This is a genomic window from Stenotrophomonas maltophilia, assembly GCF_013464485.1.
Taxonomy (GTDB): Bacteria; Pseudomonadota; Gammaproteobacteria; order Xanthomonadales; family Xanthomonadaceae; genus Stenotrophomonas; species Stenotrophomonas maltophilia_AW.
This window is the reverse complement of the sequence record NZ_RAUX01000012.1, coordinates 73,291-96,288: the sequence shown is the minus strand read 5'-3', so window position 1 is coordinate 96,288 and position 22,998 is coordinate 73,291. Positions and strand designations below refer to the sequence as shown.

The following is a 22,998-nucleotide window of genomic DNA, read 5'->3' as shown; positions in this document are numbered from 1 at the left end:
GCCTACTTCCGGAACTCCACCCGCACATGCTGGCCGAAGCGCGCCTTGGGCTCGCCATCGAACTCCAGCACGCATTCCACCACCTTGGCTACGCCACGCCCTGCATCTTCAGGCAGACGCGCCTGCGCAAACATCGGGCTGATGCGCACCACGCGTGCAGACGGCAGCGTGCCGGTGTTCTCGGCACCATCACTGTCCGGCACCACGGTGGCCTGCATCCCCACCTGCACAGCATCGGCATAGGCGGCGCTGAGCTCGGCGCGTACCTGCAGCGGCCGCGCCGGCAAAAGCGAAATCGCCGGCTTGCCGGCCTGCACGAAGGTACCAAGGCCCGGCACCTGGCCGACCACGGTGCCGGCTTCCGGCGCGCTCAACGACATCTGCTGCAGTTTCAGCTTCGCGTGCTCCAGCTTGTGCTGCGCCATATCGACCTGCGCACCCGCCACGTCGACATCGGCGCGCACACCGGCCAGCTGCTGCTTGGCCGCATCGGCCTGCTGGTTCGAGGACACGCCTTCGCTGGCGCCCGTGGACAGGCGGGTGGCGTTGCGCTCCAGTTCGCGCAGCTGCGCCTCGCTGCCCCTCGAACGGTCATTGGCCAAGGCAAGTTCGGCGGTGGCCATCGCCACCTCCTGCTGCAACAGGGCACCATCCAGCGACAGCAGCAGCTGCCCCTTCTTCACCATGGCCCCCTCCTTTACCGGCACGCCGGTGATCGAGCCATCCACCGGCGGTGCCAGTGCGATCAGGCCACCCTCGACATCAATGATCCCGCGCGCAACCGCGATCTTGCCGCCTGTTGCGGTTCCGGCCTTGCCCGCAGGTGTCCCTGCAGGTGCAGTCCCGTCCCTGGAACAGGCACCGAGCAGCAGTGCTGCGAACAGGGCCAGGCTGAGGGAGAACAGGTGCGGCGTCTTGGTCATGGGGCGGACTCTACGGTTTCGTTCTGGCGGCGGTCATCACGGACCATGCCGTCTTCCATGGCGATCACCCGATCGGCATGCCGGATCAGGCGCGGATCGTGGCTTACGCACAGCACGGTGGCGCCATGCGCACGTGCGTAGCGATGCAGGATGTCGATCACACGCTGGCCGTTCTCGGCGTCCAGCGCGCTGGTGGGTTCGTCGGCGAAGATCAGCGTCGGCGACTTGGCGAAGGCGCGGGCCACCGCCACGCGTTGCTTCTCGCCGCCGGACAGTTGCGCCGGACGCATGTGGCTGCGGTGGCTGAGGCCCACTTCTTCCAGCGCTTTACGGGCCAGCAGTTCGCTTTCGCGATTGCGCATGCCACGGTAGCCCAGCGGCAGCTGCACCTGCTCCAGCGCGGTCAGCGCCGGGAACAGGTTGAAGCCCTGGAACACGAAGCCGACATGGTGCAGGCGGAAGCGCTCCACCTCGCTGCGGCTCATGTGGCCCACATCCTGGCCGAGTGCATGCACGCGACCACCATCGGGTGCGGACAGGCCGGACAGCAGCGACAACAGCGTGCTCTTGCCGCAGCCGGACGGGCCGGATACCAGGGTCAGCTCGCCGGGATAGATGTCCAGCGACAGGCCACGCAGCACCGGCACCTGCACATCGCCGGACATGAAGCCCTTTTCCAGTGCGTCGGCCTGCAACGTGGGGGCGACGGCATGTTTGGAGGTCATCGGCCGGTCCTCAACGCAGCAGCAACGATGGATCGGAACGGACCACGCTGCGGACCGCCATGATGCTCGACAGCATGGCCATCACCGCAACCAGCGCCACGCAACCAAGGATCACCATCGGCGTCAGCTGCACCGGCACGCGCTGGGTCTGCGCGATCAACAGAACCATCGTGCTGAAGGCTGCGGCCAGCAACATGCCCACGCCGCCGATCAGCAGGGCCTGTTCGAACACCACACGCGCCAGCGCATAGCGACCCGCACCGAGTGCATTGAGCGTGGCGTACTCGCGTACCGATCCGGCCACCACCGACGCAAACGACTGGTTGGTGATCACCGCGCCGACAAAGCAGACGATGACGGCCATGAACAACACTGCGATGCCCGCGCCGGTATCGAACAACCAGTACTGCTGCGAGCGGCTGGCGAATTCCGGTGCGGTCCAGAACTCGACCGGTGTGGCCTGGCCCATCGATGCCGTCAGGCGCTCACGCACGTGATCGGCCAGCTCCGGCGAGCGCAGGCCCGCCACGAAATAGGTACTGCCCTCATGCGGGTCGGTACCGGCGATGGCGCGCGCGGTGTCGAGCGAGGCCAGCACATTGACGCCACCAAGACCACGCAGGCCCGGCTGCGCGGCAACCACACGCACCGCCTTGCCGTTGATCCAGGCGCGGTTGTTCCGCAGGTCCACGCCCAGCGTGTCCAGATCGGCGCTGTCGACAATCACCGCGCCCGGCTCGCGCAACTGCGCACGCAGGTTGGCAGGCAGGATGCGCGCGAACATCATCGCGTCGTCGCGGGTGGCAATGCCGGACAGGTACACCGACACGTTGCCTGCCCCCTGTGCACTGGAACGCCACTCGCCATCCACCCATTCGTAGGGCTCGACGCGGGTGACATCCGGGTCCATGCGCAGGTGGCTTTCAACATCCGCGCTGATCGCATGGCCGTAGTTGACGCTCTGGGTGCCAGGGAACCCGGCCCAGATATCGGCCGAGGACGCCTTCACGTAGATCGCGGCAGTGCCGAAGATACCCAGCACCAGTGCGGCCTGCACGATCAGCAACACGCCGGCGAAACACATCGCCAGCACCACCGGCAGGAACCGGCGCCACTCATAGGCCAGGGTCTTGCGGGCCAGTGCGATCATTGCGCCGCATCCTCGGTCTCGACCGGCAACGGCGCACCGCCAAGCGCGCGGTACAGCGACGCAAACGCCAGCACGCGTGCGCCCTGTGCACCGATCAGGTCGGCCTGCGAGGCCAGCGCGGCGCGTTGCGTGTCGAGTCCATCGAACTCACTGGACAGGCCCAACTGCACCTGCCGTGCCTGCCGCTTCACCTGCTGGCCGGCCGCATCATCGGCCGCGCGCAGCGCCTGGATGCTGCTGTCCTGCCGCGCCAAGCTGCCCAGTGCGCCTTCCACTTCGCTCACACCTTCCAGCACCGCCTTGCGGTAGCCGAGCAGCGCGGCATCCAGCTGCTTTTCATCGGCATGGAAGCGTGCGCGGCGCTGGCCCCAGTCCCACAGCGGAATATCGACGTACGGGCCGATCGACGGACTGGAGTCGGAGTTGGAGCGGGCGTTCTGGGTGAGGTTGTAGGCATACAGAATGGAGCCGCCAAGGCTGACCCGCGGATACATCGCGGCGCGCGCGGAGCCCTTGCTGGCGGCGGCCTGCATCACCTCTGATTCGGCCAGCAGGATCTGCGGGCGGTGGCGCAGCAGATCGGCGGGCACCTGCTGCAACGAGAACGCACCCAGCGTCGGCGGCGTGCGATAGGCGCGCCAGGCTGGATCCGGGCCATCGCGGCCCAGCAGCAATGCCAGCGCGCGAGCCGCGTTGTCGGCGTTTTCCCGGGCCTGTGCGATGGCGGCGCGGGTCGCGGCCTGGCGTGCACGCAGGCGATCCAGTTCGCCAGGCTCATCCAGGCGCAGGCGCTGGCGGACCAGGGCCAGGTGCTCGCCGCGGTCATCCACCGATTGCTGGCGGGCCAGCAGGTCCTGCTGGGCCTGTGCCACGGTCAGGTCCAGATAGCTGCGCACCACGTCGGCAATCACCGCCACCTGTGCGGCACTGCGCAGCGCCTCGGCATTTCCGGCCGAGGCCTGCGCGCTGAGCTGCGCGCTCTCGGCGGCACCGAACAGGCCCAGGTCCCAGATCGCTTCGATGCCGGCATGGAAATAGGTATCGACAGCGGCGGCGTCCTGCACCTGCCTGGCGCTGGCCGAGATCTCCGGAAGAAAGCGCGAGCTGGAGGTACCTGCGACGATACGCACCGCTTGCAGGCGAAGCGCAGCCTGCTGCAGGTCGAGGTTGCCGGCAATGGCTTCTTCAACCAGCGCATCCAACCGCGGGTCCGCCAGCGCCTTCCACCACTGTCGTGCGTCCACTTCCCCGCCCTGCGCCGGGGCGGGCTGCTGCCAGGTACTGGGCACCTGCTGTGGCAGGTCAGGCAGTGGCACCGACACGCATCCCGCCAGCAATACGCAGGCCATCAGCGCCGCAATGCCTGCAACCACGCGCGATGCGACGACGCGGCGGTGTGCACACAGCGCTTGAATGGAATGGCAATCGGGCACCGGCCCACCTGCGAGGGAAAGGGAGCCCTGGAGTCTGGATTGCGATTGTGGAGTCAACATGGAGAACCGGTCGCAGGTGCGTAACAACGCGAGTGCAGTGCGCGCATTGCAAACCCCGGCCCTTTCCACAGCCTTTCGTTGAGGGTGCCAAGCTGAACACTGGACAATTGCAGGCACGTGTGGCGCATTCAGGCACATACTCTTCACGGCATGCGCCCTTGATGCCGCGCGCGCACGGGAACGCGCGAGGTCCCGGCCAATCGCTGGAACGCGTCAGCAGTACCCGTCACCGCATGTCACCGCTGGCGGCTCCCGGCCTGCCCGGAATGCTGCATACCCGCTGGTCACTCTTCCAGGCAAGACGCAGTACCTGGAGAGTCAGCCGCTTTTCATGCCTGTGCAGAAGCAGCGCGTCTGCCCGTCAAAGTACAGTTTCACGCCCGTCGCGGTCAGCAGAATGATCTGCCCATCGCTGTGCTCCTGCCTGAAGGCCAGTCCCGCTTCAGACAGGTATCCCTCGAACGCCTCCACGGACGTCGACGCGTCGATGGGATGCCCGTGGAAGGACATTTCATGGATGCGCCAGATGTCATATTGAACAAGGCAGAGCTGGTTCATGTCGAACAGGTACTCGATGCCTTGCGAGAACACCGCGAAGCGCTGGTCCGGCTCACTGATCATCTGCACGTCCGGTTTCTGAAAACCCGGCATGAGGCTTTCCAGCGACGCCCCGAACCGCACCGTCGACCTGCCATTCACGAAATCGTCGAAGATCATGCAATGTGCTTCCGGTAGAGATCAAAGCCTGCCTTGCCAGTGGCAGTCTGCAGAAGGCTGGGCGTGTACGTGATTCCGGAGATCCTGGCCTGCCGGGTGCCAGCGTTGTTGAGCGCCATGATTGCCGCTCCTCGGGTCGGGAGATGTGTCCCATGCGCAGGCATGGCTGCCCGCGCAGGAATTCCTCACACCTGGCCACCGCGATTCCGGGCATTGATCTGGAGCGATTGGCAGGTACTTCCGACGACCATCTCACAGGAGCAGAACACTGTGAGACGACAAGGCTGGAAACACTCTTGACGATGTCCAGCATGGAAACTGGAGCGGGAAACGAGACTCGAACTCGCGACCTCAACCTTGGCAAGGTTGCGCTCTACCAACTGAGCTATTCCCGCAGATTCCGTTCGACCTGCGTCGAAGGAGCGCCATTGTGTCGATATTGCTGCACGGCGTCAACAGGAATCTTCACCTGGACTGCGGGGCAGCGTTCGGCTCCCGGCCGGCGCTCAGGCCCGCACTCCCCGCTGGTGGAAGTACACCTGCTCAGCCATTCGGCGTGTGGCTGCCGTGTGCAGCAGCGCGTTGAGCGGCCAATCGGCCTGCAGATGATCCATCGCCCAGCGCAGCAGGCGCTTGCCATGAAATGCCGGCGCCACCTGCCGCGCCACGCGCTCCGGCTGCGGGCCGGTGCCACCCAGGTGGCGGCCGATGGCATCGCCGACCGCCCAGCCATGCCGCCATGAGGAATGGATGCCCCCGGCGGAAAGCGGCGAGACGATGCCAGCAGCGTCGCCGGTCAGGATCAGGCGTTGGCCGGTGATCGGCCCCTCCGGCCGGCCGCAGGGCACCAGGCCGGCGCGAGTGGCCGAGGGGACGCGCCGAAGGCGGAATGCCGACCACGTCGCGCACGTGATCGAGGAAGCCATCAATGTCCGGCGGCCGCACCTGTTGCGGGTCATGACGCAGCGCCAGTCCGACCTGCAGCCCGGTCGGGTTCTGCGCGACCCAGCCGATGTAGCCCGGCGCGTAGCGCTTGCTGACAAAGCAATGCAGCGCATCGCCCTGCGTCACCTGCAGGCCGGCGAACTCACGTTCGACGCCGTAGAGATTGTCGCGCACCTGGCCGAGCCCGGTGCGCTGGGCAACGCGTGAGCGTGCACCGTCGGCGCCGACCAGATAGGCGCAGCGCCCTGCCCCTTCCACCTGCCAGCCGTCACCACAGCGACGTGCGTCGGTGAAGGACTGCCGCAGGCGCAGGTCGACACCATTCGCGCGCAGCTCGCTGGCCAGCCAGCGCATCAGGTGCGGCCAGCAACACGCTGCGCAGGTTCGGCGCATACAGGCGCACGTTAGCGACGCGCTGCAAGAACTGCTCGGGCATGCGCCCCAGCCAGGTCTGCTCCATCGCCTCCTTCACCACGATGCCGGTGGTGTGCAGCCGCTCGCCGGGTTCGGCCTTGCGTTCCAGCACGCAGACGCGCAGGCCGTATTGGGCAGCGGCCAGTGCACAGGCCGCACCGGCGAAGCTGGCGCCGACGATGACCACATCGTGGTCGTAAGCGGAGGGAGTATGCGGCATTGCTGCATCGCCTTGGAGGAACCGGGATGCAGCTTCAAGCAGCGGCGTGGTGCGGCGAAGGAGCCGCCGTGAGGTGGGGATGAAGTGCGCGATGCGCAAACGAAAAACGCCCCCTTACGGGAGCGTTCTTCTTGAATCTGGAGCGGGAAACGAGACTCGAACTCGCGACCTCAACCTTGGCAAGGTTGCGCTCTACCAACTGAGCTATTCCCGCTTGGGAGGCGAAATTCTACCTATTCCAAGGATGGCGTCAAGCATTTTTTTTCCGGGTCTGCGAGGCACCCAGCGTCGCGTATCCGCGCCATGTGTGGATGCGCGCATTGATGGGGCTCAGTTGCCCAGCTTCTTCTGCCGCGAGCGCTCGCGTGCGGCGCGCTCGTCTTCGCGCAGGCTCGGCCAGGCAGCATGCAGGTACTGCAGGCCCGACCACAACGTCAGCACTGCGGCGATCGCCAAGGTCCAGTCGCCGATGTGGAACACCGGCCAGCCCATCCAGATGTCTTCCACCGGCACGTTCGGGGCCACCGAGTACAGCAGGCACAGCAGCGCAACCATCTGCGCGGTGGTCTTGATCTTGCCGATCATCGCCACGCGCACCTTGGCACGCTGGCCCAGTTCGGCCATCCATTCGCGCAGCGCCGACACCGCGATCTCGCGACCGACGATGACCGCCGCCCAGAACGCCATCCACGGCGTCGGGTGGCCCTGCACGATCAGGAACAGCGCCACCGCCACCATCAGCTTGTCCGCAACCGGATCGAGGAAGGCGCCGAAGGCCGACTCCAGCTGGTAGCGGCGAGCGATCCAGCCATCGAGCCAGTCGGTGATCGCGGCCAGGCCGAAGATCGCCGCCGACGCGAAGTTGGTCCAGGTGTAGGGCAGGTAGAACACCAGCACCAGCACTGGGATCATCACGATCCGCAACAACGTCAGCCAGGTGGGCAGGGTCAACTTCATGCTTGCGTGCTTCTCTCTCTACTCGGCCGCATCGGGCGTGGCCAACCCGTGCAGGTTAGCGTAGATGCGCGCCGCGAGGGCGTCATTGATGCCTTCCACCTTGGCGATTTCCGCTTCACCGGCTGCTTTCAGGCCGACCAGACCGCCGAAATGCTTGAGCAGGCTGGCGCGGCGGCGTGGGCCGATGCCGGGGATGTCCTCCAGCTTGCTGGTCATCCGTGCCTTCTGGCGGCGGCCCCGATGGCCGGTGATGGCGAAGCGGTGGGCCTCGTCGCGCACCTGCTGGATGAACTGAAGCGCCGGATTGGCCGCGCCTGGGCGCAGTTCGCGGCCGTCAGGCATCACCAGCGCTTCGTGGCCGGCGCGGCGCTCCACACCCTTGGCCACGCCCACCAGCAGCACGCCTTCCACGCCCAGGTCGGCCAGCGCGGCCTGGGCCTGGGCCAGCTGGCCGGCGCCACCGTCGATCAGCAGCACGTCCGGCAACACGCCCTGCTCTTCCACCGCACGACGGAAACGGCGGTCGATGGCCTGGCGCATGGCGGCGTAGTCGTCGCCCGGCTCGATGCCGCTGATGTTGAAACGGCGGTACTGCGCGCGCACCGGCCCGGCGGCATCGAACACCACGCACGAGGCCACGGTGGCCTCGCCCAGGGTGTGGCTGATATCGAAGCATTCCACGCGCTTGACCGGCTCGGCCAGGCCCAGCATGACGCGCAGTGCGTCGCTGCGCGCGTGCTGCGCATTGCGGCTGTTGAGCTCGGTGGCCAGGGTCAGCTGCGCGTTGCGGCTGGCCAGCTCGACATAGCCGGCGCGCTCGCCGCGCACGTTCCACTTCAGCTGCACCTTGCGCTCGGCCGAGGCCGACAGCGCGGCAACCAGCAGGTCGGCATCGGGAATCTCGCGGTCCAGCAGGATCTCGCGCGGCGGCTCGAACTCGATGTAGTACTGCGAGACGAACGCCGCCAGCACTTCTTCCGGACTTTCTTCGCCATTGGTGCGCGGGAAGAACGGACGGGTGCCGAGGTTACGGCCATCGCGGAAGGCCAGCAGCAGCACGCACGCCTGCGAGCCCTGCATGGCCACCGCCAGCACGTCCAGGTCGGCGGCGCGGCCGTCCACATACTGGCGGGTCTGCATGCTGCGCAGCGAGGAAATCAGGTCGCGCAGGCGCGCGGCCTGTTCGAACTCCAGCGCCTCGCTGGCGGTCTGCATCTGCTCGCCCAGCTCGCGGGTCAGCTCATCGCTCTTGCCTTCCAGGAACAGCGCGGCGCGGCGCACCGATTCGGCGTACTCGGCAGGCGCCACCAGCTCCACGCAGGGCGCACTGCAACGGCCGATCTGATACTGCAGGCACGGCCGCGAGCGGTTGCGGAACACGCTGTCCTCGCAACTGCGCAGCTTGAACAGCTTGTGCATCAGGTTCAGCGTTTCGCGTACGGCAGTAACGCCCGGGTACGGCCCGAAATAGCGCCCGGGAATCGCGCGTGGGCCGCGATGCAGCGCGATGCGCGGCCAATCCTCGCGGGTCAGCAGAACATGCGGGTAGGTCTTGTCGTCGCGCAGCGAGACGTTGTAGCGCGGCGACAGCGACTTGATCAGCTGATTTTCCAGCAGCAGCGCCTCGGCTTCCGAGCGCGTGACCGTTACGTCCATGCGCACGATCTGCGAGATCATCGACATGATCCGCGCATTCTTCGGGCTGCCGTTGAAATAGCTGCCGACGCGGTTGCGCAGCGCGCGCGCCTTGCCTACGTACAGCAGGGTGTCGTCCGCAGCGTACATGCGGTACACACCCGGTGCAGTGCTGAGCTGGGCCGCGAAGGCCTTGCCGTCGAAGGCCGGGGCGGGAACGTCGGTCATTCGCTGATCGGCACTTCGCTGAGCACGCCGCTGTCGGGGTCGAAACGGAGTACGGTGTGGGCATCCGTCTCGGCGATCCACACGGCACCTGCGCCCACCGTCAGGCCGGCCGGGCCATGCAGGCGACGCGGCAGCGGCTGGGTAGTCAGTTCACCACCACCAAGGCGCAACGTGCGCAGGCGGCCGTTGCCGGTATCGGCAATCCACAGCAGCGGTGCATCCGGGCTCAGGGCAATGGCCTGCGGGAACTGCAGGCTTGCCTGCGCGCGCGGGCCATCGTCATTGCCGAAGCGCCAGGGCCCCTGCCCGACCAGCGTCTGCACCAGATCGCCACGCAATTGCAGTGCGCGGATCGAGGACCCCAGCGCATCGGCCACGTACAGCACCTGCTGCACGACGGCCAATGCGGTCGGTTGCGCGAATGCCGCCAGGTGGCCGCTGCCGTCGCGTTCGTCGATGGTCCCGCTGCCGGCGCGCCATTGCAGGCTGCGCTGGCCCAGGTGATAGCTCCAGATACGGTTGTCGCCGGCCATGGCGATGTGCAGCTGGTTGTCGGCGATGGCAAGGCCGACCGGATGGTCCAGCGAGACCTGCCGCGCTTGCGCTACCGGGCCCTCCACCGGTGCGCCGGGGCGGCCATTGCCGCACAGCGTGTCGACGATGCCGGTCAGCAGGTTGATGCGGCGCACGGCATGGTTGCCAGTGTCGGCCACGTACAGCGCGTCGCGCTCCAGCACCAGCGCCTGGGGGCGATGGAACGCGGCCTCGGCGAGGTTGCCGTCCATGAAATCGGCCGTCCCCAACCCGAACTGGCGCAGGATGCGCCCGCCGTGGCTGCATTCGAGGATGCGGTGATGGCCACTGTCGGCGATGTACAGGCGCTCGGTGCTGACCGCCAGGCCCAGCGGGAAACGCAGCGCCTGGCGGGGTTCCGGATGCAGTTCGCTGCCGCCACGCGGCGGCGCCGACGGTGCGCCTTCGCACAGCGCGTTCAAGGCACGCTCCAGCTCACCAGGTGCCCCCTGCCCGACCAGCCGCTGCTGTTCGCGGCCCTGCGCATCCAGCAGGACCAGGGTCGGCCAAGCGGTAACGCCGAAGCGACGCCAGCCGTCCCAGTCGGCATCGAGGAGTACCGGCATGGTCAGGCCCTGGCGGCGCAGCAGTTTCAATGCCGCGCCGGCGTCGCGTTCGTAATCGAAGCGGGGCACCTGCAGCACCAGCGGCTGCAGCCTCCCAGGGTGGCGCGACAGCCATTGGCCGAACTCGGCCAGGCGTTGCGCGCTCCAGGCAGAGGCCGCATTGACGAACAGCAGCGCCACCGGCCGGCCGCGCAGTTCGGTCAGGGTGCAGGGCGTGGCGTTAAGCCAGGTGGCGAACTCGGGCAGGTCCGGGACGGGCTGGACGTTCATGACCCGATTATGCCGGAGTCGGCGTCATGCAACAGTCGTGCCAGCGCACGTTCTGCAGCATCGTCGACCAGTTTCCAGACCTGTTCGAAATGATCACTGCCGCCGGTGTAGGGGTCCGGGATCGCCCCCCGCCCGCTCCCGCCGGTCCACGGCAGGTACAACGCCAGCCGCTCGCGCTGGGCTGGCGTGGCCAGGCGACCGGCGTCGCGGAGGTTGGCCTCATCGGCGCACAGGATCCAGTCGAATCGTTCGAAATCCTCAGCCTGCAGCTGGCGCGCACGCAGGCCACCGATATCCACGCCATGCCCGGCCGCGCAGGCGATCGCACGACGGTCCGGCGGTTCACCCACATGCCAGTCTCCGGTGCCGGCCGAATCCACCTGCACCCGCCCGGCCAGCGGCGACGCCTCCAGGCGTGCGCGCAGCGCACCTTCGGCCATCGGCGAGCGGCAGATGTTGCCGAGGCAGACGACCAGCAGCTTCATCGTGCCGTCATCGCCTGCAGCAGTACCTCTGCACGCTCAAGATCTTCAGGGGTGTCGATGCCCGGCGGGAACGGCTCCGGCGAGATGGCCACGCTGATCGGGTAACCCGCTTCCAGCACCCGCAGCTGCTCCAGCGACTCGACCTGTTCAAGCTGCCCCGGCGGCATCGCTGCGAACTGCTGCAGGAAACCCGCCCGGTAACCATAGATGCCGATATGCCGCAGCCAGGCATGACCGGCCGGCAGGGTATCGCGGCTGCGTGCGAAGCCATCGCGATGCCAGGCGATCGGCGCACGGCTGAAATACATCGCCTCGTTGCGTACGTTGCGGACCAGTTTGACCACGTTCGGGTCGAACAGGGTTTCCGCATCCTCGACGGAGGTCGCCAGGGTCGACATCGGCGCCTTGCCGTCGACCAAGGCTTCGGCCACCGCGCGGATGCCGGCCGCAGGCGCAAACGGCTCGTCACCCTGCAGGTTGACCACCACAGTGTCGTCGGCCCAGCCGGCAATACGCGCGCACTCGGCCAAGCGGTCAGTGCCCGATGCATGCGACGTGGCGGTCATCGCCACCTTCACCTCGGCCAGCCCGGACAGCGCGTCCGCAATGCGTTGATCGTCAGTAGCGACCCAGACGTCGCCGGCCCCCGCCTGCAGCGCGCGACGCGCCACATGCAGCACCAGCGGTTCACCGCCCAGCATGCGCAGCGGCTTGCCCGGCAGCCGCGAGGCGGCGTAGCGGGCCGGAATGGCGACGACGAATTCGGTCATGTGGGGTACTCGGCAGGCTTGTTACAACGGGAATGCGGCCGGCGGCGCATGAATGCAAGCGCCGCCGCGCCACTCAGTTCGGTCGCAGCTTGTCCAGGCGGTCGGTCAGCGCCACCCAGAATGCGGCAGGCAGCTCGGCGCGCAGCGGGACCGCGTAGTGCCAGTCATTGCCGAACGCACGGCACTTCACCGCGTCCTTTTCGGTCATCAGCACCGGCAGCTGGCTGCCGAAGGACAGGTCCTGCGGCTGATAGGCCTGATGATCAGCGAAGGCGTGCGGTACCACGCCGATGCCACGCGCGCGCAGCATGTCGAAGAAACGCTGCGGGTGGGCGATGCCCGCCACGGCGTGCACGCGCTGGCCCTTGAAGTACGCCAGCGAACGGGCACGGCCTCCGGCCAGCGGTTGTGCGCTGTCGATGTGCAGGGCCATCGGCCACTGGCCGAAACCACAGGCCTGTGCCGCAGATTCCTCATCGGCCTGGCCGAGATTCACGACGCGGAAATCGCACTCGCTGGCGCGGCTGACCGGCTCGCGCAGCGGTCCGGCCGGAATCATCCGGCCATTGCCGTAGCGGCGCTGCGCATCGACCACTTCGATCTCGATGTCGCGCGCCAGCCGGTAGTGCTGCAGGCCGTCGTCGCAGACGATCACATCGCAGCCGGCCTCGATCAGTGCCTTGCCGGCAGCAACGCGATCACTGTCCACGCGCACCGGCACGCCGGTCTTCCAGGCAATCAGCACCGGCTCGTCACCACCCTTGGCGGTCGGCGTATCGGCCTTTACCCACAGTGGTTTGTCGGCATCTTCGCGGCCGTAGCCACGGCTGGCCACGCCCGGCTTCCAGCCGGCGGCACGCAGGCGCTCCACCAACGCGATGGTCAGCGGCGTCTTGCCAGTACCACCGGCGGTGATGTTGCCAACCACGATGACCGGCACCGGCAGCGTGTAGCGCTTGCGCCAGCCACGCCGATAGGCGCGACGGCGCAGCGCGGTGACACCCGCGTACAGCGGCGCCAGCAGGCGCATCGCCCACGGAACCGGGCTGCCGTCGTACCAGTACGGCGGGGTCTGGGTACCCTTGCCAGCCATCAGTCCTGCCTTTCGCGGAACTGCATGCTGTGCAGATGCTGGTACAGGCCGCCCATGGTCAGCAGTTCCTTGTGGGTACCGCGCTCGACGATGCGGCCGTGATCCATCACCAGCACCTGGTCGGCATGCTCGATGGTCGACAGGCGATGCGCGATGACCAGCGTGGTGCGTTCGGGCATCAGCCGCTGCAGTGCATCCTGCACCAGACGCTCGGATTCGTTGTCGAGTGCGGCGGTGGCTTCATCGAGAATCAGGATCGGGGCGTCACGCAGGATCGCACGGGCGATTGCCAGGCGCTGGCGCTGGCCGCCGGACAGCAGCGCACCGTTCTCGCCCACCGGGGTCTGCAGCTGCTGCGGCATCCGCTCGATGAACTCCCAGGCGTTCGCGGCTTCGGCCGCCGCACGGATCTGTTCATCGGTCGCGTCCATGCCATAGGCGATATTGGCGCCGATGGTGTCGTCGAACAGCATGACCTTCTGCCCGACCATTGCCACCTGGCGGCGAAGATCGGCCAGCGGATAGTCGTCGAGTGCCACACCATCAAGGGTGATGCGCCCGCCACTGGGTTCGTAGAAGCGCGGCACCAGCCGGATCAGGCTGGTCTTGCCGCTGCCGGAGCGACCGACAATGGCGGTGACCGTACCCGGCCTGGCAACGAAGCTGATGTCGTCCAGGGCGATACCGCTGTCCTCGCGGTAGCGCAGCATGACGTGGTCGAACGCCAGTTCGCCGCGCACGCGCTGCACCTGGTTCCGGCCGTCATCACGCTCGACCGGCATGTCGAGGATGTCGAACAGGCGTTCGGCCGCGGAAACACCGCGCGAAATGGACGACTGCACGCTGGTCAGGCGCCGCAGCGACGGGATGATCGCGGTCATCGAGATCATCAGGCCCATGAACTGGCCGGCATTGAGGCGGCCGGCCAGGGCTTCACGGGTCGATACCCACACGATCACCGCCAGCGCCAGCGCGGCCAGGAACTGGACCACGCTGGATGCACCTGCACGGGTGATTTCCACCTTCATGTTCAGCGCCAGCATGCGGTTGGCCAGGCGTGAATAGCGCGACATCTCATGCTGCTGGGTGCCGTGCACCTTCACTTCCTGCTGGGCCGCCAGCGACTGCTCCGCAGTCTGCGCCATCGTGCCCATGCCGTCCTGGATGCCGCGGCTGATGCGCCGGTAGCGCTTGCCGACGTAGGACACGATCACGCCGATCATCGGCACCACCACCAGCATGGCCACGGTCACCTTGACACTCATCTGCAGCATCACCGCCAGCATGGCGATGATGGTCAGGGTGTCGGCAACCACGGTCTTGAGCGCATCGGCGCTGGCCTGGGTGACCTGCTCGGTATCGAAGTTCAGGCGGCTGACCATCACCGGCGTCGACTCGGTATCGAAATGCGAGGACGGCAGGTGCAGGTACTTGGCCAGCACCTGTTCACGCAGGTCGCGCACCACGCTGCGGCCGGTCTTGGCCAGCGCGTAGTCGCTGACCCAGGTTGCAGCGCTGCGCATCAGGAACAGGCCAAGGATGGTCAACGGCAGGATCACCGCCATTTTCGGTTCGGGATTGACAAAGCCCCGGTTGACCAGCGGCTCCATCAGCTTGGTGAAGTGATAGCCGGCCACCGATTCCACCGCCATCGCGATGATGGCAGCGACCATCAGGCCCCAGTAGGCCCGGGTATATCCCAGCAGGCGTTTGTAGATCGGCCACACCGGCGCGTGATTGGAACTCATGGACGCACCTCGGGTGCTGTTGCAATGGCAATACGGCGGAAGCCGAGCTGACCCAGCGCGTCCTGCGCGGTCACCACGGCCTGATAGGGGGTGCGGGCATCGGCACGCAACAGCACCGGCTGGGTGCGGTCGCTGCCGGCAACGGCCGCGATGGTCTGCTTGACCGATTCGACGTCGCTGCGCAGCACTTCCTGGTCATTGATGAAGTAGCGGCCTTCGGCGTTGATCAGCACGCTCAACGAGCGCGGCGGCTCATTGCTGGGCTGCTGGCTGGCCGTAGGCAGTTCCACCTGCAGTGTCGAGCGCGCGTCGAAGGTGGTGGTGACCACGAAGAAGATGATCAGCACCAGAATGACGTCGATCAGCGGCACCAGGTCGATATGCGGCTCATCCTGGGATCGGTCGTTGCCGATACGCATCGATCAGGCCTTCGCCGTCGCCGCGCCGGCCGGGCGCGTGGCAGCGGCCGGGTTCATCACCCCGGGACGGCCATCCAGCGTATCCAGCAGGGCGCTGGCTTCCTGTTCCATCTCCACCACGTAACCGTGGATGCGGCACTTGAAGTAGCGGTGGAACATCAGCGCCGGAATGGCCACGATCATGCCGGTGGCGGTGCACACCAGCGCCTTGCCGATACCGCCGGCCAGCTGGTTCACATCACCCACGCCGTGGTCGAGGATGCCCAGGAACATCTGGATCATCCCAATGACCGTGCCCAGCAGGCCCAGCAGCGGGCCGGCCGAGGCGATGGTGCCCAGCGCATTGAGGAAGCGCTCCATGCGGTGCACCAGATGGCGGCCGGTGTCTTCAATGCGCTCGCGGATCTGGTCGCGCGGACGGTTGCGCGCTTCCAGCGCGGCCGCCAGCAGGGCGCCCAGCGGCGAGTTGGCGCGCAGGGTCTGCAGGTGGGCCGGATCAAGCTTGCCGCGGGCAGCCCAGTTGCGCACTTCCTGGCCGAGGCCGGGCGGCAGCACTTCCGTTCGCCGCAGGGACCAGAAACGTTCCAGGATGATCGCCAAAGCCAGTACACCCAACAGCAGCAGCGGCACCATCGGCCAGCCACCGGCCTTGACCAGTTCCCACACGTTTCAACCCTCCGGCCCAACGGCCGCTTGTTCGATCGGCGATAGGATAGCAGCCGACCGCGCCCGCCCAGCGGCATCCCACCACCGGGATGCGTGGATGCGCTGTTCACGCAGCTGCAGCCCTTGTGCGCCAAGCCATATGCGGATCGCACCGGAATCGGCCGTGGCCAGTACCTCGGCCCCTTGCGCCTGCCAGCGCTGGACCACGTCCTGGCGGGGATGGCCGAAACGGTTGCGGTGCCCGGCCGAGACCACCGCCAGCTGCGGCGCCACCGCCGCCACCCACGGCGCACTGGAGCTGCCACCACTGCCATGATGCGGCACCAGCACCACATCCGCCTTCAGCGCGTGCGGCGACGCCTCCAGCAGCGCCCGCTCGGCCGGGTGGCCAATGTCGCCGGGCAGCAGTACCACACCGTGGCGGCTGGCAATGCGCAGCACGCAGCTGTCCTCGTTTTCGGCCTGTCTGCTACCCGGCGAGGGGTGCAGAACCTGGAAATCGACCCCATCCCACTGCCAGCGCATGCCCTGCTGGCACGGCGCGGCTCCGGCAATGTCGCTGCCGGGTGGCGCCAGCAGTCGCAGCCCCGCCAGCTGCCGACGCAGGCTGGGCAGGCTGCCGATGTGGTCCAGATGGTCATGGCTGAGCATCGCCTGCTGCGGAGGGCTCTGGCCGAGTGCACGCAGGGCGGGGACCAGGATCCGTTCATTGCCCTCACCACCGGTCGGGGGCCCAACGTCGTACCAGAGGGCGTGCCGGGCCGTGCGCACCAGTACCGCCGTGCCCTGGCCCACATCGTGCACCAGCAGCTCCAGCTCTCCTTCGGCAGGTACATGCCGGGCCGGCCACAGCAGTGGCAGGCACAGCAGCAGGCCCGCCAGGCCGCCGCCAGCGCCACGCGGCAGCAGCCACCAGAACACCCCCGCCAGTGCGGCGGGCAACGCCCAGCGAGGTGCGTCGGCCAACCACCACATCGCCTGCGGGTGCAACGCAAGAGGCTGCAGGGCCTGCCAGCTCAGCTCGAACAGCCAGGCAGCGGCACGCCATGCCCAGCATCCGGCACCGTCGTACAGCACGTGCAGGCCGGTACCCAGCAGCGACAACGGCACCACCAGCAGCGTCCACCACGGAATGATCGGCAGGTTGACCAGCGGCCCCAAGCGCGCGGTGCCTCCGAACAGGGCCACGCACAGGGGCAGCAAGCCAATGCTGGCTACGCCCTGTGCAGCGAAGAAGCCGCGCAGCCCACCGCCGACGCCCTCCGACCCCGTCCTGGGCAGGCACCACAGCAACCACAGCACGCCACCAAAGCTGAGCCAGAAGCCGGCCGACAGCACTGACAGCGGTGCAGGCAGCAGCATCACCATCGCGGCCAATGCCAGCCCCTGCCCCGCCCCCACCGGGCGACGCCCCGCACGGGCCAGCGCGACCAGTCCAATCATCAGCGCCGCGCGTACCGTCGGCAGCGCGCCGCCGGCCACCATGGCATAGGCGGCGGCAGCCAGCGCCGCGCCCCATGCCGCCGCCTGCGGTCGCGGCCAGTACCGTCCCAGCAGCGGGCACAACCACCACAACGCACGACACAACAGCACGCCGAAGCCCGCCACCACTCCCACGTGGAACCCGGAAATGGCGACCAGATGGGTCAGGCCCAACGCGCGTAGATGTTCCCAGTCGGCATCGGACAAGCCACGGGTATCTCCCAGCGCCAGCGCCTGCACGAACCGCGCCGCAGGATGCGCAACCTGTACGGCGATCGCGGAACTGCTGCGCTCCCGCCACGCCTGCAGGCCCTTCGCAGGCAGCCGTTCGCGCGCGGTTGCCGGATCCCGTACCGTGCCATTGCCGGAGATGCCGCGCAGCACGGCGTGGCGCTCGCCATCGAAACCGCCGGGATTGATCCGTGAACGCGGAGCGCGCACACGCAACGACAGTTCCCAGTGCGCCCCGGCGCGAAGCGCATGGCGTCCACCATCGGAGCCATGCTGCGACGGGCCACGCCATGGATCGTTCCAGGTGACCTGCAGGCGCTTGCCACGCAGCACTGGCAGCGCATCGGCCTCTTCGACATGCAACACAAAACGCGTGTAGCCGGGTCCACGCTGCGGAAGATCAGCTACCTGTCCCCGCACCTGCACATCCTGTGGCGGCGCGCTGGGAGCAAGCTGGCCGTACAGGACCCAATGCCCGTGCAGCGATGCCCATGCCAGCCCGAGCAGGGTCGCGGCCCACGCACGGCCGCGCCAGCGCAGCAGCCAGCCGCTGGCACCGGCGACCGCCATCGGCACGCACAGCCAGAGGGACAGCAACATCGGCATCTGCACGCAGGTCAGTGCGCCCAGCACCAGGCCGGCGGCACAGCCAAAGTCAAACAGGGCCGGGGCAGAACGTTGGGAAACCATTCTCCCAGCCTGCCGCCGGACGTGGCGGGCTGCCTATCGGTCTTTCCCCCGCGGGGCTGTCAGCGCCGGACGGTACCGCGGTGGAAGTTGACCCGGAAGCTGGCACCACCGCCCGCCGCCTCGCCGACACTGACCGAACCGCCGTGGTGCTGCACGATTTCCTTCACCAGATGCAGTCCCAGACCGCTGCCGCTGCCGGCTGCGCGCAAGCGATGGAAGGGCTCGAAGATCGCCTCACGATCACCCACCGGAATGCCGGCACCCTGATCGCTGACCTCCAGCAGGCCGCGCGTGTCCAGGCGGACGCAGATGGTGCCGCGTCCGCCACCGTGGACGATGGCGTTGTGTACAAGGTTGGCGATCACCCGTCCCAGTGCCAGGCTGTCGCCATGGATCCACACCGGCGCGTCCGGTGCGTCCACTTCGAAGCCATAGCCCGCACCGACCACCAGCGGCGCCAGGTCGGCGGCCGCTTCGCGCACCAGCAGTGCAAGGTCCAGCCGCTGCAGCGCACCAACATTGCGGTCGAGCCGCTGCAGATCAAGCAGGTGTTCGGCCACGTTGCCAAGGCGCGCGACGTCGGTCAGCAGCTGCGACTTCAACTCACCCTGCGGCAGCTGCGACAGGCGCGCCTGCACCACCGCGATCGGTACGCGCAGTTCGTGCGCGGCATCGGCAAGGAATTTGTCGCGTGCGGCATAACCCTGCTGCACTTTGTCGATCGCATCATTGAAGGCTTCCACCAGCGGCGCAACCTCGGTGGATACCAGTCGTGCATCCAGCCGCGCACCCGGCTGCCCGATGTCCAGCTCCTTGGCCTGCTGCGCAGAGCGGCGCACGCCGCGCATTGCGCGATGGATCACGGTCGGCATCACCAGCAGCGTGACCACGATCAACGGCAGGAAGAACCACAGGCCGATCAGGCGCAGCACCATCAGCGCACCATCGAGCAGCCCGCCCTTTGGAGCACCACCGACCATCACCGTGATGCGGCGGCCATCCTCGTTGCGGATCATCACCCGCGCCACATCCAGGTACGGCGGGACCAGCGATCCCAGTTCGGTGGCCCCCAGCGTCGGCAACCGCGCCAGCAGCGGTGCGTGGATCGCCGGAATCGCGCCACGTTCCAGCCAGACACCCTTGTCGTCGACTGCTGCGAACCAGAGATTGCCACCGGCACTCGCATCGAGCTTGTCCCAGCGCGCCTGGTCCAGCACCAGCCGGCCGCCCTCGCTGTGCACCGCCTTGGCTACCGCTTCGGCCATGAACATGTCCATGCCCCAGGTGTCCTTGTCGCCCCAGGTCAGGATCAACGCGACTACCGCGAACAGTACGGTGAAGGCCTGCGCCAGGAACAGCCGCCAGGCCAGGCCCAGGGTGATGGAACGGATGGGACGTGTTGGACGTTCCATTTCAGGCCTCCGCCAGCAGATAGCCAACGCCCCGGATCACATGGATCTCGACACCCGCCCCGGCCTGCTGCAGTGCCTTGCGCAGCTTGGAAATATGCGCGTCAAGCGCGTTGGACTGGATCTCATCGTCAAAGCCGTACACCGCCGCTTCCAGCGCGCTGCGGGTGACCGTGCGCCCCTGCCGCATCGCCAGCGCCTGCAATACCAGTACCTGGCGCCGCGGCAGCGCCAGCAGCTGCCCCTCCACCTGCGCCTGCAGCGATTCAAAGTCGAATTCCAACCGGCCCAGGTGCAGGCTGGGCGTCACCATGGCCGAAGGCCGCCGGGACACGGCGCGGATGCGTGCCATCAGCTCCTCGATTGCCACGGGCTTGACCAGGTAGTCGTCGGCACCGACATCCAGCCCCTCGACCTTGTCCGACAATGTGCCCTTGGCGGTCAGCATGATCACCGCCAGGTTGGGACGCAGGGCCCGCGCGGTGGCGACGAAACCCACGCCATCGCCATCGGGCAGCTGGCGGTCGAGCAGCATCAGCTGGTGCACGGGTTCGCGCAGCGCAATGGCCGCCTCGGCCAGGCTGCCGACTACATCGGCCACCACGCCCTGCCGCTCCAGTCCCGATTGCAGGGCTCGGGACAGATCAGGATCGTCTTCGACCAGAAGGATGCGCATCAGAGGCTCGGCTACCGGAAACGGTGCCGATCATAGTGCCTGGCGCCGGACTTTGGCGTCCTGGCGTGCCGATTGCCGCGGCGCAATGTTCTGACAATGTTGCACCCGCACCATGCTTGGCCATCCCCCCGCAATGTGGTTGATCGATGCCGTCGCTGTCCCCGACCCTGCTGCGCCCACTGCTGTTCTCCGCTGCCATCGGCCTGCCATTGATCACCCATGCCGGCGACCGGAGCCCGGGCGTGCAGGCCGGCATCAGTGCCGGCGCAACCTCGGGCGCTTATGCCCACTACGACGTCAAACCACTGGTCGTTCCGTCCATTGCCTGGCAGGGCGAGCGCTTCTTCGCAAGCCCGAGCTCACTGGGCATGTACCTGTACAAGGGTCAGGGCCTGCGCCTTTCGGCGGCGCTCACGCCCTACACGCTGCGCTTCAAGACCGACGATGTGAACGATCCGCAGCTGCGTCGCCTGCACAGCCGGCAGATGTCGGCCATGGCCGGCATCAACGGCGAGTACAGCGCTGACTGGGGTATCGTCGAAGCGGGCGTGATGCGTGAGATCACCGGCCACGGCGGCGGTTTCGAATCACGACTGCACTACAGCTATCCGATCCAGGCCGGTCGCTTCACCTGGGTCCCCAAGGTGGGCGTGGTGCACTCCAGCGCGCGCCTGCTCGATTACTACTACGGCATCACCGACGAAGAAGCACTGCGCTCGGGACTTGCCGCCTACAACCCGGGCAGCGCGACGTCACCGAGCCTGCAGATCGCGGTCAGCACGCCGCTGGGCACGAAGTGGCGCGCGACCGGCATCGTCGCCAACCAATGGTTCGGCGATGCAGTGAAGGACAGCCCGATGGCACGACGCGGCACACAGACGTCAGCCTTCATTTCCCTGATGCGCTCATTCTGATCGAGCGCCCGCAACGGACAAGGACCCCCCATGGCCTCCGTCTCCCCTGCTGCTGAAGCGCACGCGATCCTGCGTGCCCCTGACCTGGACAGCGCCGAACGCGCCTACCTGGGGCTGCTGCCCGACCTGGAACACGTGAACGCGCTGACGCGCCGCGCGCTCGGTCTTTCGCGTGCGTCCGATGCGGCGCGCGGCTATGCGCTGTCGATGACCCTGGTCGGCTTGCGCCTGCAGGAACTCGAGATGGGCGAAGCGACCGCAAAGGAACATCGCCAGGCCACCCTGCTCAGCCTGCGCCAGGCCTTCAGCTCCTGAGCGCAGGCCAGCAACGCCGCATGCAACAGAGGCTGCGGGGCGGCGCAATGGCTCAGCGGAATGTGGTCCAAGCCAGCACCGCCGCCAGCAGGGCCACCCAGATCACCGCCTTGAAGGTGCCTTCCAGCATGTTGCCGCCGAACAGCAGTTCAAAGAACGGATTGGGCTTGGAAACCGGCACGTGGTCGCTCATCGGTGAAAGATCCTGGCAGTGGATGGAGGATGCCTGCGCAGGCACCACTGTAGTACATGCGATGCGCTGACGAGCGGGCTGGGAACATCTGATTGACGCCCCCGCGACACCATCGCCAAAGCATCGCTCGCGCGCGACAGCCGGACGCGGCCAACCCGCGCTGGCCACAACGCCAGAGCGCCTGCAACGACGGCGCGGACCTTTCCGACCCCAGATTCATCCTTCCCGGGGCGCATTGGCGCACGCTTTACCGGCTTTCGTCGCATACCGGTTTCACGCCGCAGGGGGCAGTGCCACGCTGGACTCCCTTCTCCGGAGCACCGTGCCATGCCGATGCTTGCCCTGCTGCTGTTGTGCGCTGGCCTGTTCGGCCGCGATGCCGACGCCGGGGACCCTTCCCTGCGCAGCCAGATCCTGCAGGCCGACGCGGGGAGTGCAGGAACACCGCCGGTGCAGGATCGGCATGCAGCCGCCGCCCCCTTGCAGCTCTATCGGCTGCGCCAGGGCCGCGTGCTGCGCGTAGGCAACCAGCCCCTGCAGGCCGACGCCCCACAGCGGCATGCCGGCCCGGCGCGTTTCGCGCAGGTCTGGGAACGCGTGGACGGGCACTGGCGACTGCAGCGCATGATCAGCATCAATGAATGAGCGCCAAGGCTGCTCCGACGGCGGCCAGCCAGAACGAAAAAAGCCGGCCCAAGGCCGGCTTCCATCGTGATCCACCGCTGCACCGGCGATGCCGGGAGCCAGGTGGTGGGCGGTACAGGGTTCGAACCTGTGACCCCTACCATGTCAAGGTAGTGCTCTACCGCTGAGCTAACCGCCCATCTTGTTCCTGCCGCATGAAAGCTGGCCTTGCTACGTAAAAACCCGGCGCCAGGGCCGGGCTTTGCAGTCCACGACAGCCTCCTTCCGAAGACTTCGTGGTGGGCGGTACAGGGTTCGAACCTGTGACCCCTACCATGTCAAGGTAGTGCTCTACCGCTGAGCTAACCGCCCGTTTTGCTGCTGCATTTCCGCGATTGCGTCGGTGCAGGCCGCGTATATTACGGATGCAGGCCGTGAAGCGCAACACTTTTGTGAAGATGATGCTG

Annotated in this window: 21 protein-coding genes, 4 tRNA genes and 1 pseudogene; 3 read left to right on the top strand and 23 right to left on the bottom strand. The window is 67.2% G+C overall.

The features are described from left to right. Positions 1-2: 2 nt before the first annotated feature. The 20 genes and pseudogenes from D7Y61_RS06065 to D7Y61_RS05970 form a co-directional block, all read right to left on the bottom strand. A complete protein-coding gene (locus D7Y61_RS06065; RefSeq protein ID WP_180865532.1) occupies positions 3-923 on the bottom strand; it encodes an HlyD family secretion protein in 921 nt (306 codons plus the stop codon). Next, positions 920-1,648, bottom strand: a complete 729-nt coding sequence (locus D7Y61_RS06060) for an ABC transporter ATP-binding protein (protein ID WP_180865531.1) — start codon at positions 1,646-1,648, stop codon at positions 920-922. Before D7Y61_RS06060 ends, D7Y61_RS06065 begins: the two co-directional genes overlap by 4 nt. 10 nt (positions 1,649-1,658) lie before the next feature. Next, a complete protein-coding gene (locus D7Y61_RS06055) occupies positions 1,659-2,798 on the bottom strand; it encodes an ABC transporter permease (protein WP_180865530.1) in 1,140 nt (379 codons plus the stop codon). Then, the gene (locus D7Y61_RS06050; RefSeq protein ID WP_180865563.1) at positions 2,795-4,147 is read right to left on the bottom strand and encodes an efflux transporter outer membrane subunit; all 1,353 of its coding nucleotides are present in this window, start codon (positions 4,145-4,147) and stop codon (positions 2,795-2,797) included. Before D7Y61_RS06050 ends, D7Y61_RS06055 begins: the two co-directional genes overlap by 4 nt. A gap of 462 nt (positions 4,148-4,609) precedes the next feature. Next, positions 4,610-5,008 (bottom strand): hypothetical protein, encoded by a 399-nt coding sequence (locus D7Y61_RS06045; RefSeq protein WP_180865529.1) that lies wholly within the window; start codon positions 5,006-5,008, stop codon positions 4,610-4,612. Between the two features lie 319 nt (positions 5,009-5,327). Further along, a tRNA-Gly gene (locus tag D7Y61_RS06040) sits at positions 5,328-5,403 on the bottom strand. A gap of 111 nt (positions 5,404-5,514) precedes the next feature. Further along, positions 5,515-6,587, bottom strand: a pseudogene (locus D7Y61_RS22715) (NAD(P)/FAD-dependent oxidoreductase). A gap of 138 nt (positions 6,588-6,725) precedes the next feature. Beyond that, a tRNA-Gly gene (locus D7Y61_RS06030) sits at positions 6,726-6,801 on the bottom strand. 116 nt (positions 6,802-6,917) lie between these two features. Next, a complete protein-coding gene (gene pgsA, locus D7Y61_RS06025) occupies positions 6,918-7,544 on the bottom strand; it encodes a CDP-diacylglycerol--glycerol-3-phosphate 3-phosphatidyltransferase (protein WP_021203601.1) in 627 nt (208 codons plus the stop codon). A gap of 18 nt (positions 7,545-7,562) precedes the next feature. After that, positions 7,563-9,407, bottom strand: coding sequence for an excinuclease ABC subunit UvrC (gene uvrC, locus D7Y61_RS06020; protein WP_180865528.1), 1,845 nt, complete (start codon positions 9,405-9,407; stop codon positions 7,563-7,565). Continuing rightward, positions 9,404-10,816: a hypothetical protein gene (locus D7Y61_RS06015; protein ID WP_180865527.1), complete on the bottom strand. Its 1,413-nt coding sequence runs from the start codon at positions 10,814-10,816 to the stop codon at positions 9,404-9,406. Before D7Y61_RS06015 ends, uvrC begins: the two co-directional genes overlap by 4 nt. Continuing rightward, positions 10,813-11,301, bottom strand: a complete 489-nt coding sequence (locus D7Y61_RS06010; RefSeq protein WP_180865526.1) for a low molecular weight protein-tyrosine-phosphatase — start codon at positions 11,299-11,301, stop codon at positions 10,813-10,815. The genes D7Y61_RS06015 and D7Y61_RS06010 overlap by 4 nt, the downstream gene beginning before the upstream one ends. Continuing rightward, positions 11,298-12,071 (bottom strand): 3-deoxy-manno-octulosonate cytidylyltransferase, encoded by a 774-nt coding sequence (gene kdsB, locus D7Y61_RS06005; protein ID WP_180865525.1) that lies wholly within the window; start codon positions 12,069-12,071, stop codon positions 11,298-11,300. The genes D7Y61_RS06010 and kdsB overlap by 4 nt, the downstream gene beginning before the upstream one ends. A 73-nt stretch (positions 12,072-12,144) precedes the next feature. Next, on the bottom strand, positions 12,145-13,164 hold the full coding sequence (gene lpxK / locus D7Y61_RS06000; RefSeq protein WP_180865524.1) for a tetraacyldisaccharide 4'-kinase: 1,020 nt from the start codon (positions 13,162-13,164) through the stop codon (positions 12,145-12,147). Continuing rightward, entirely contained in the window at positions 13,164-14,912 is a 1,749-nt protein-coding gene (gene msbA, locus D7Y61_RS05995; RefSeq protein WP_180865523.1) for a lipid A export permease/ATP-binding protein MsbA, read from the bottom strand. Before msbA ends, lpxK begins: the two co-directional genes overlap by 1 nt. Continuing rightward, the gene (locus D7Y61_RS05990; RefSeq protein WP_032128903.1) at positions 14,909-15,331 is read right to left on the bottom strand and encodes an ExbD/TolR family protein; all 423 of its coding nucleotides are present in this window, start codon (positions 15,329-15,331) and stop codon (positions 14,909-14,911) included. The genes msbA and D7Y61_RS05990 overlap by 4 nt, the downstream gene beginning before the upstream one ends. A gap of 3 nt (positions 15,332-15,334) precedes the next feature. Further along, positions 15,335-15,997: a MotA/TolQ/ExbB proton channel family protein gene (locus D7Y61_RS05985; protein WP_180865522.1), complete on the bottom strand. Its 663-nt coding sequence runs from the start codon at positions 15,995-15,997 to the stop codon at positions 15,335-15,337. 3 nt (positions 15,998-16,000) lie between these two features. Then, on the bottom strand, positions 16,001-18,400 hold the full coding sequence (locus D7Y61_RS05980) for a DNA internalization-related competence protein ComEC/Rec2 (protein WP_180865521.1): 2,400 nt from the start codon (positions 18,398-18,400) through the stop codon (positions 16,001-16,003). Positions 18,401-18,459: 59 nt separating this feature from the next. Further along, the gene (locus D7Y61_RS05975) at positions 18,460-19,812 is read right to left on the bottom strand and encodes a sensor histidine kinase (protein ID WP_180865520.1); all 1,353 of its coding nucleotides are present in this window, start codon (positions 19,810-19,812) and stop codon (positions 18,460-18,462) included. A 1-nt stretch (position 19,813) separates the two neighbouring features. Further along, entirely contained in the window at positions 19,814-20,485 is a 672-nt protein-coding gene (locus D7Y61_RS05970; protein WP_180865519.1) for a response regulator transcription factor, read from the bottom strand. 146 nt (positions 20,486-20,631) lie between these two features. On the opposite strand from D7Y61_RS05970, the gene D7Y61_RS05965 reads away from it, so the two are divergent. Both D7Y61_RS05965 and D7Y61_RS05960 read left to right on the top strand, forming a co-directional pair. Beyond that, positions 20,632-21,399 carry a MipA/OmpV family protein gene (locus D7Y61_RS05965; RefSeq protein ID WP_180865518.1) on the top strand — a complete coding sequence of 256 codons (768 nt, stop codon included), beginning with the start codon at positions 20,632-20,634 and terminating at the stop codon, positions 21,397-21,399. A 30-nt stretch (positions 21,400-21,429) separates the two neighbouring features. After that, positions 21,430-21,714, top strand: a complete 285-nt coding sequence (locus D7Y61_RS05960) for a hypothetical protein (protein WP_180865517.1) — start codon at positions 21,430-21,432, stop codon at positions 21,712-21,714. Positions 21,715-21,766: 52 nt separating this feature from the next. Here the strand turns inward: D7Y61_RS05960 and D7Y61_RS05955 are convergent, their stop codons facing one another. Continuing rightward, a complete protein-coding gene (locus D7Y61_RS05955; protein ID WP_180865516.1) occupies positions 21,767-21,907 on the bottom strand; it encodes a hypothetical protein in 141 nt (46 codons plus the stop codon). Between the two features lie 327 nt (positions 21,908-22,234). Here D7Y61_RS05955 and D7Y61_RS05950 point away from each other — a divergent pair, with 327 nt between their 5' ends. Then, positions 22,235-22,552, top strand: a complete 318-nt coding sequence (locus D7Y61_RS05950; protein WP_180865515.1) for a hypothetical protein — start codon at positions 22,235-22,237, stop codon at positions 22,550-22,552. Between the two features lie 103 nt (positions 22,553-22,655). Here D7Y61_RS05950 and D7Y61_RS05945 read toward each other — a convergent pair. Beyond that, a tRNA-Val gene (locus tag D7Y61_RS05945) sits at positions 22,656-22,730 on the bottom strand. A gap of 98 nt (positions 22,731-22,828) precedes the next feature. Continuing rightward, a tRNA-Val gene (locus tag D7Y61_RS05940) sits at positions 22,829-22,903 on the bottom strand. Positions 22,904-22,998 lie beyond the last annotated feature (95 nt).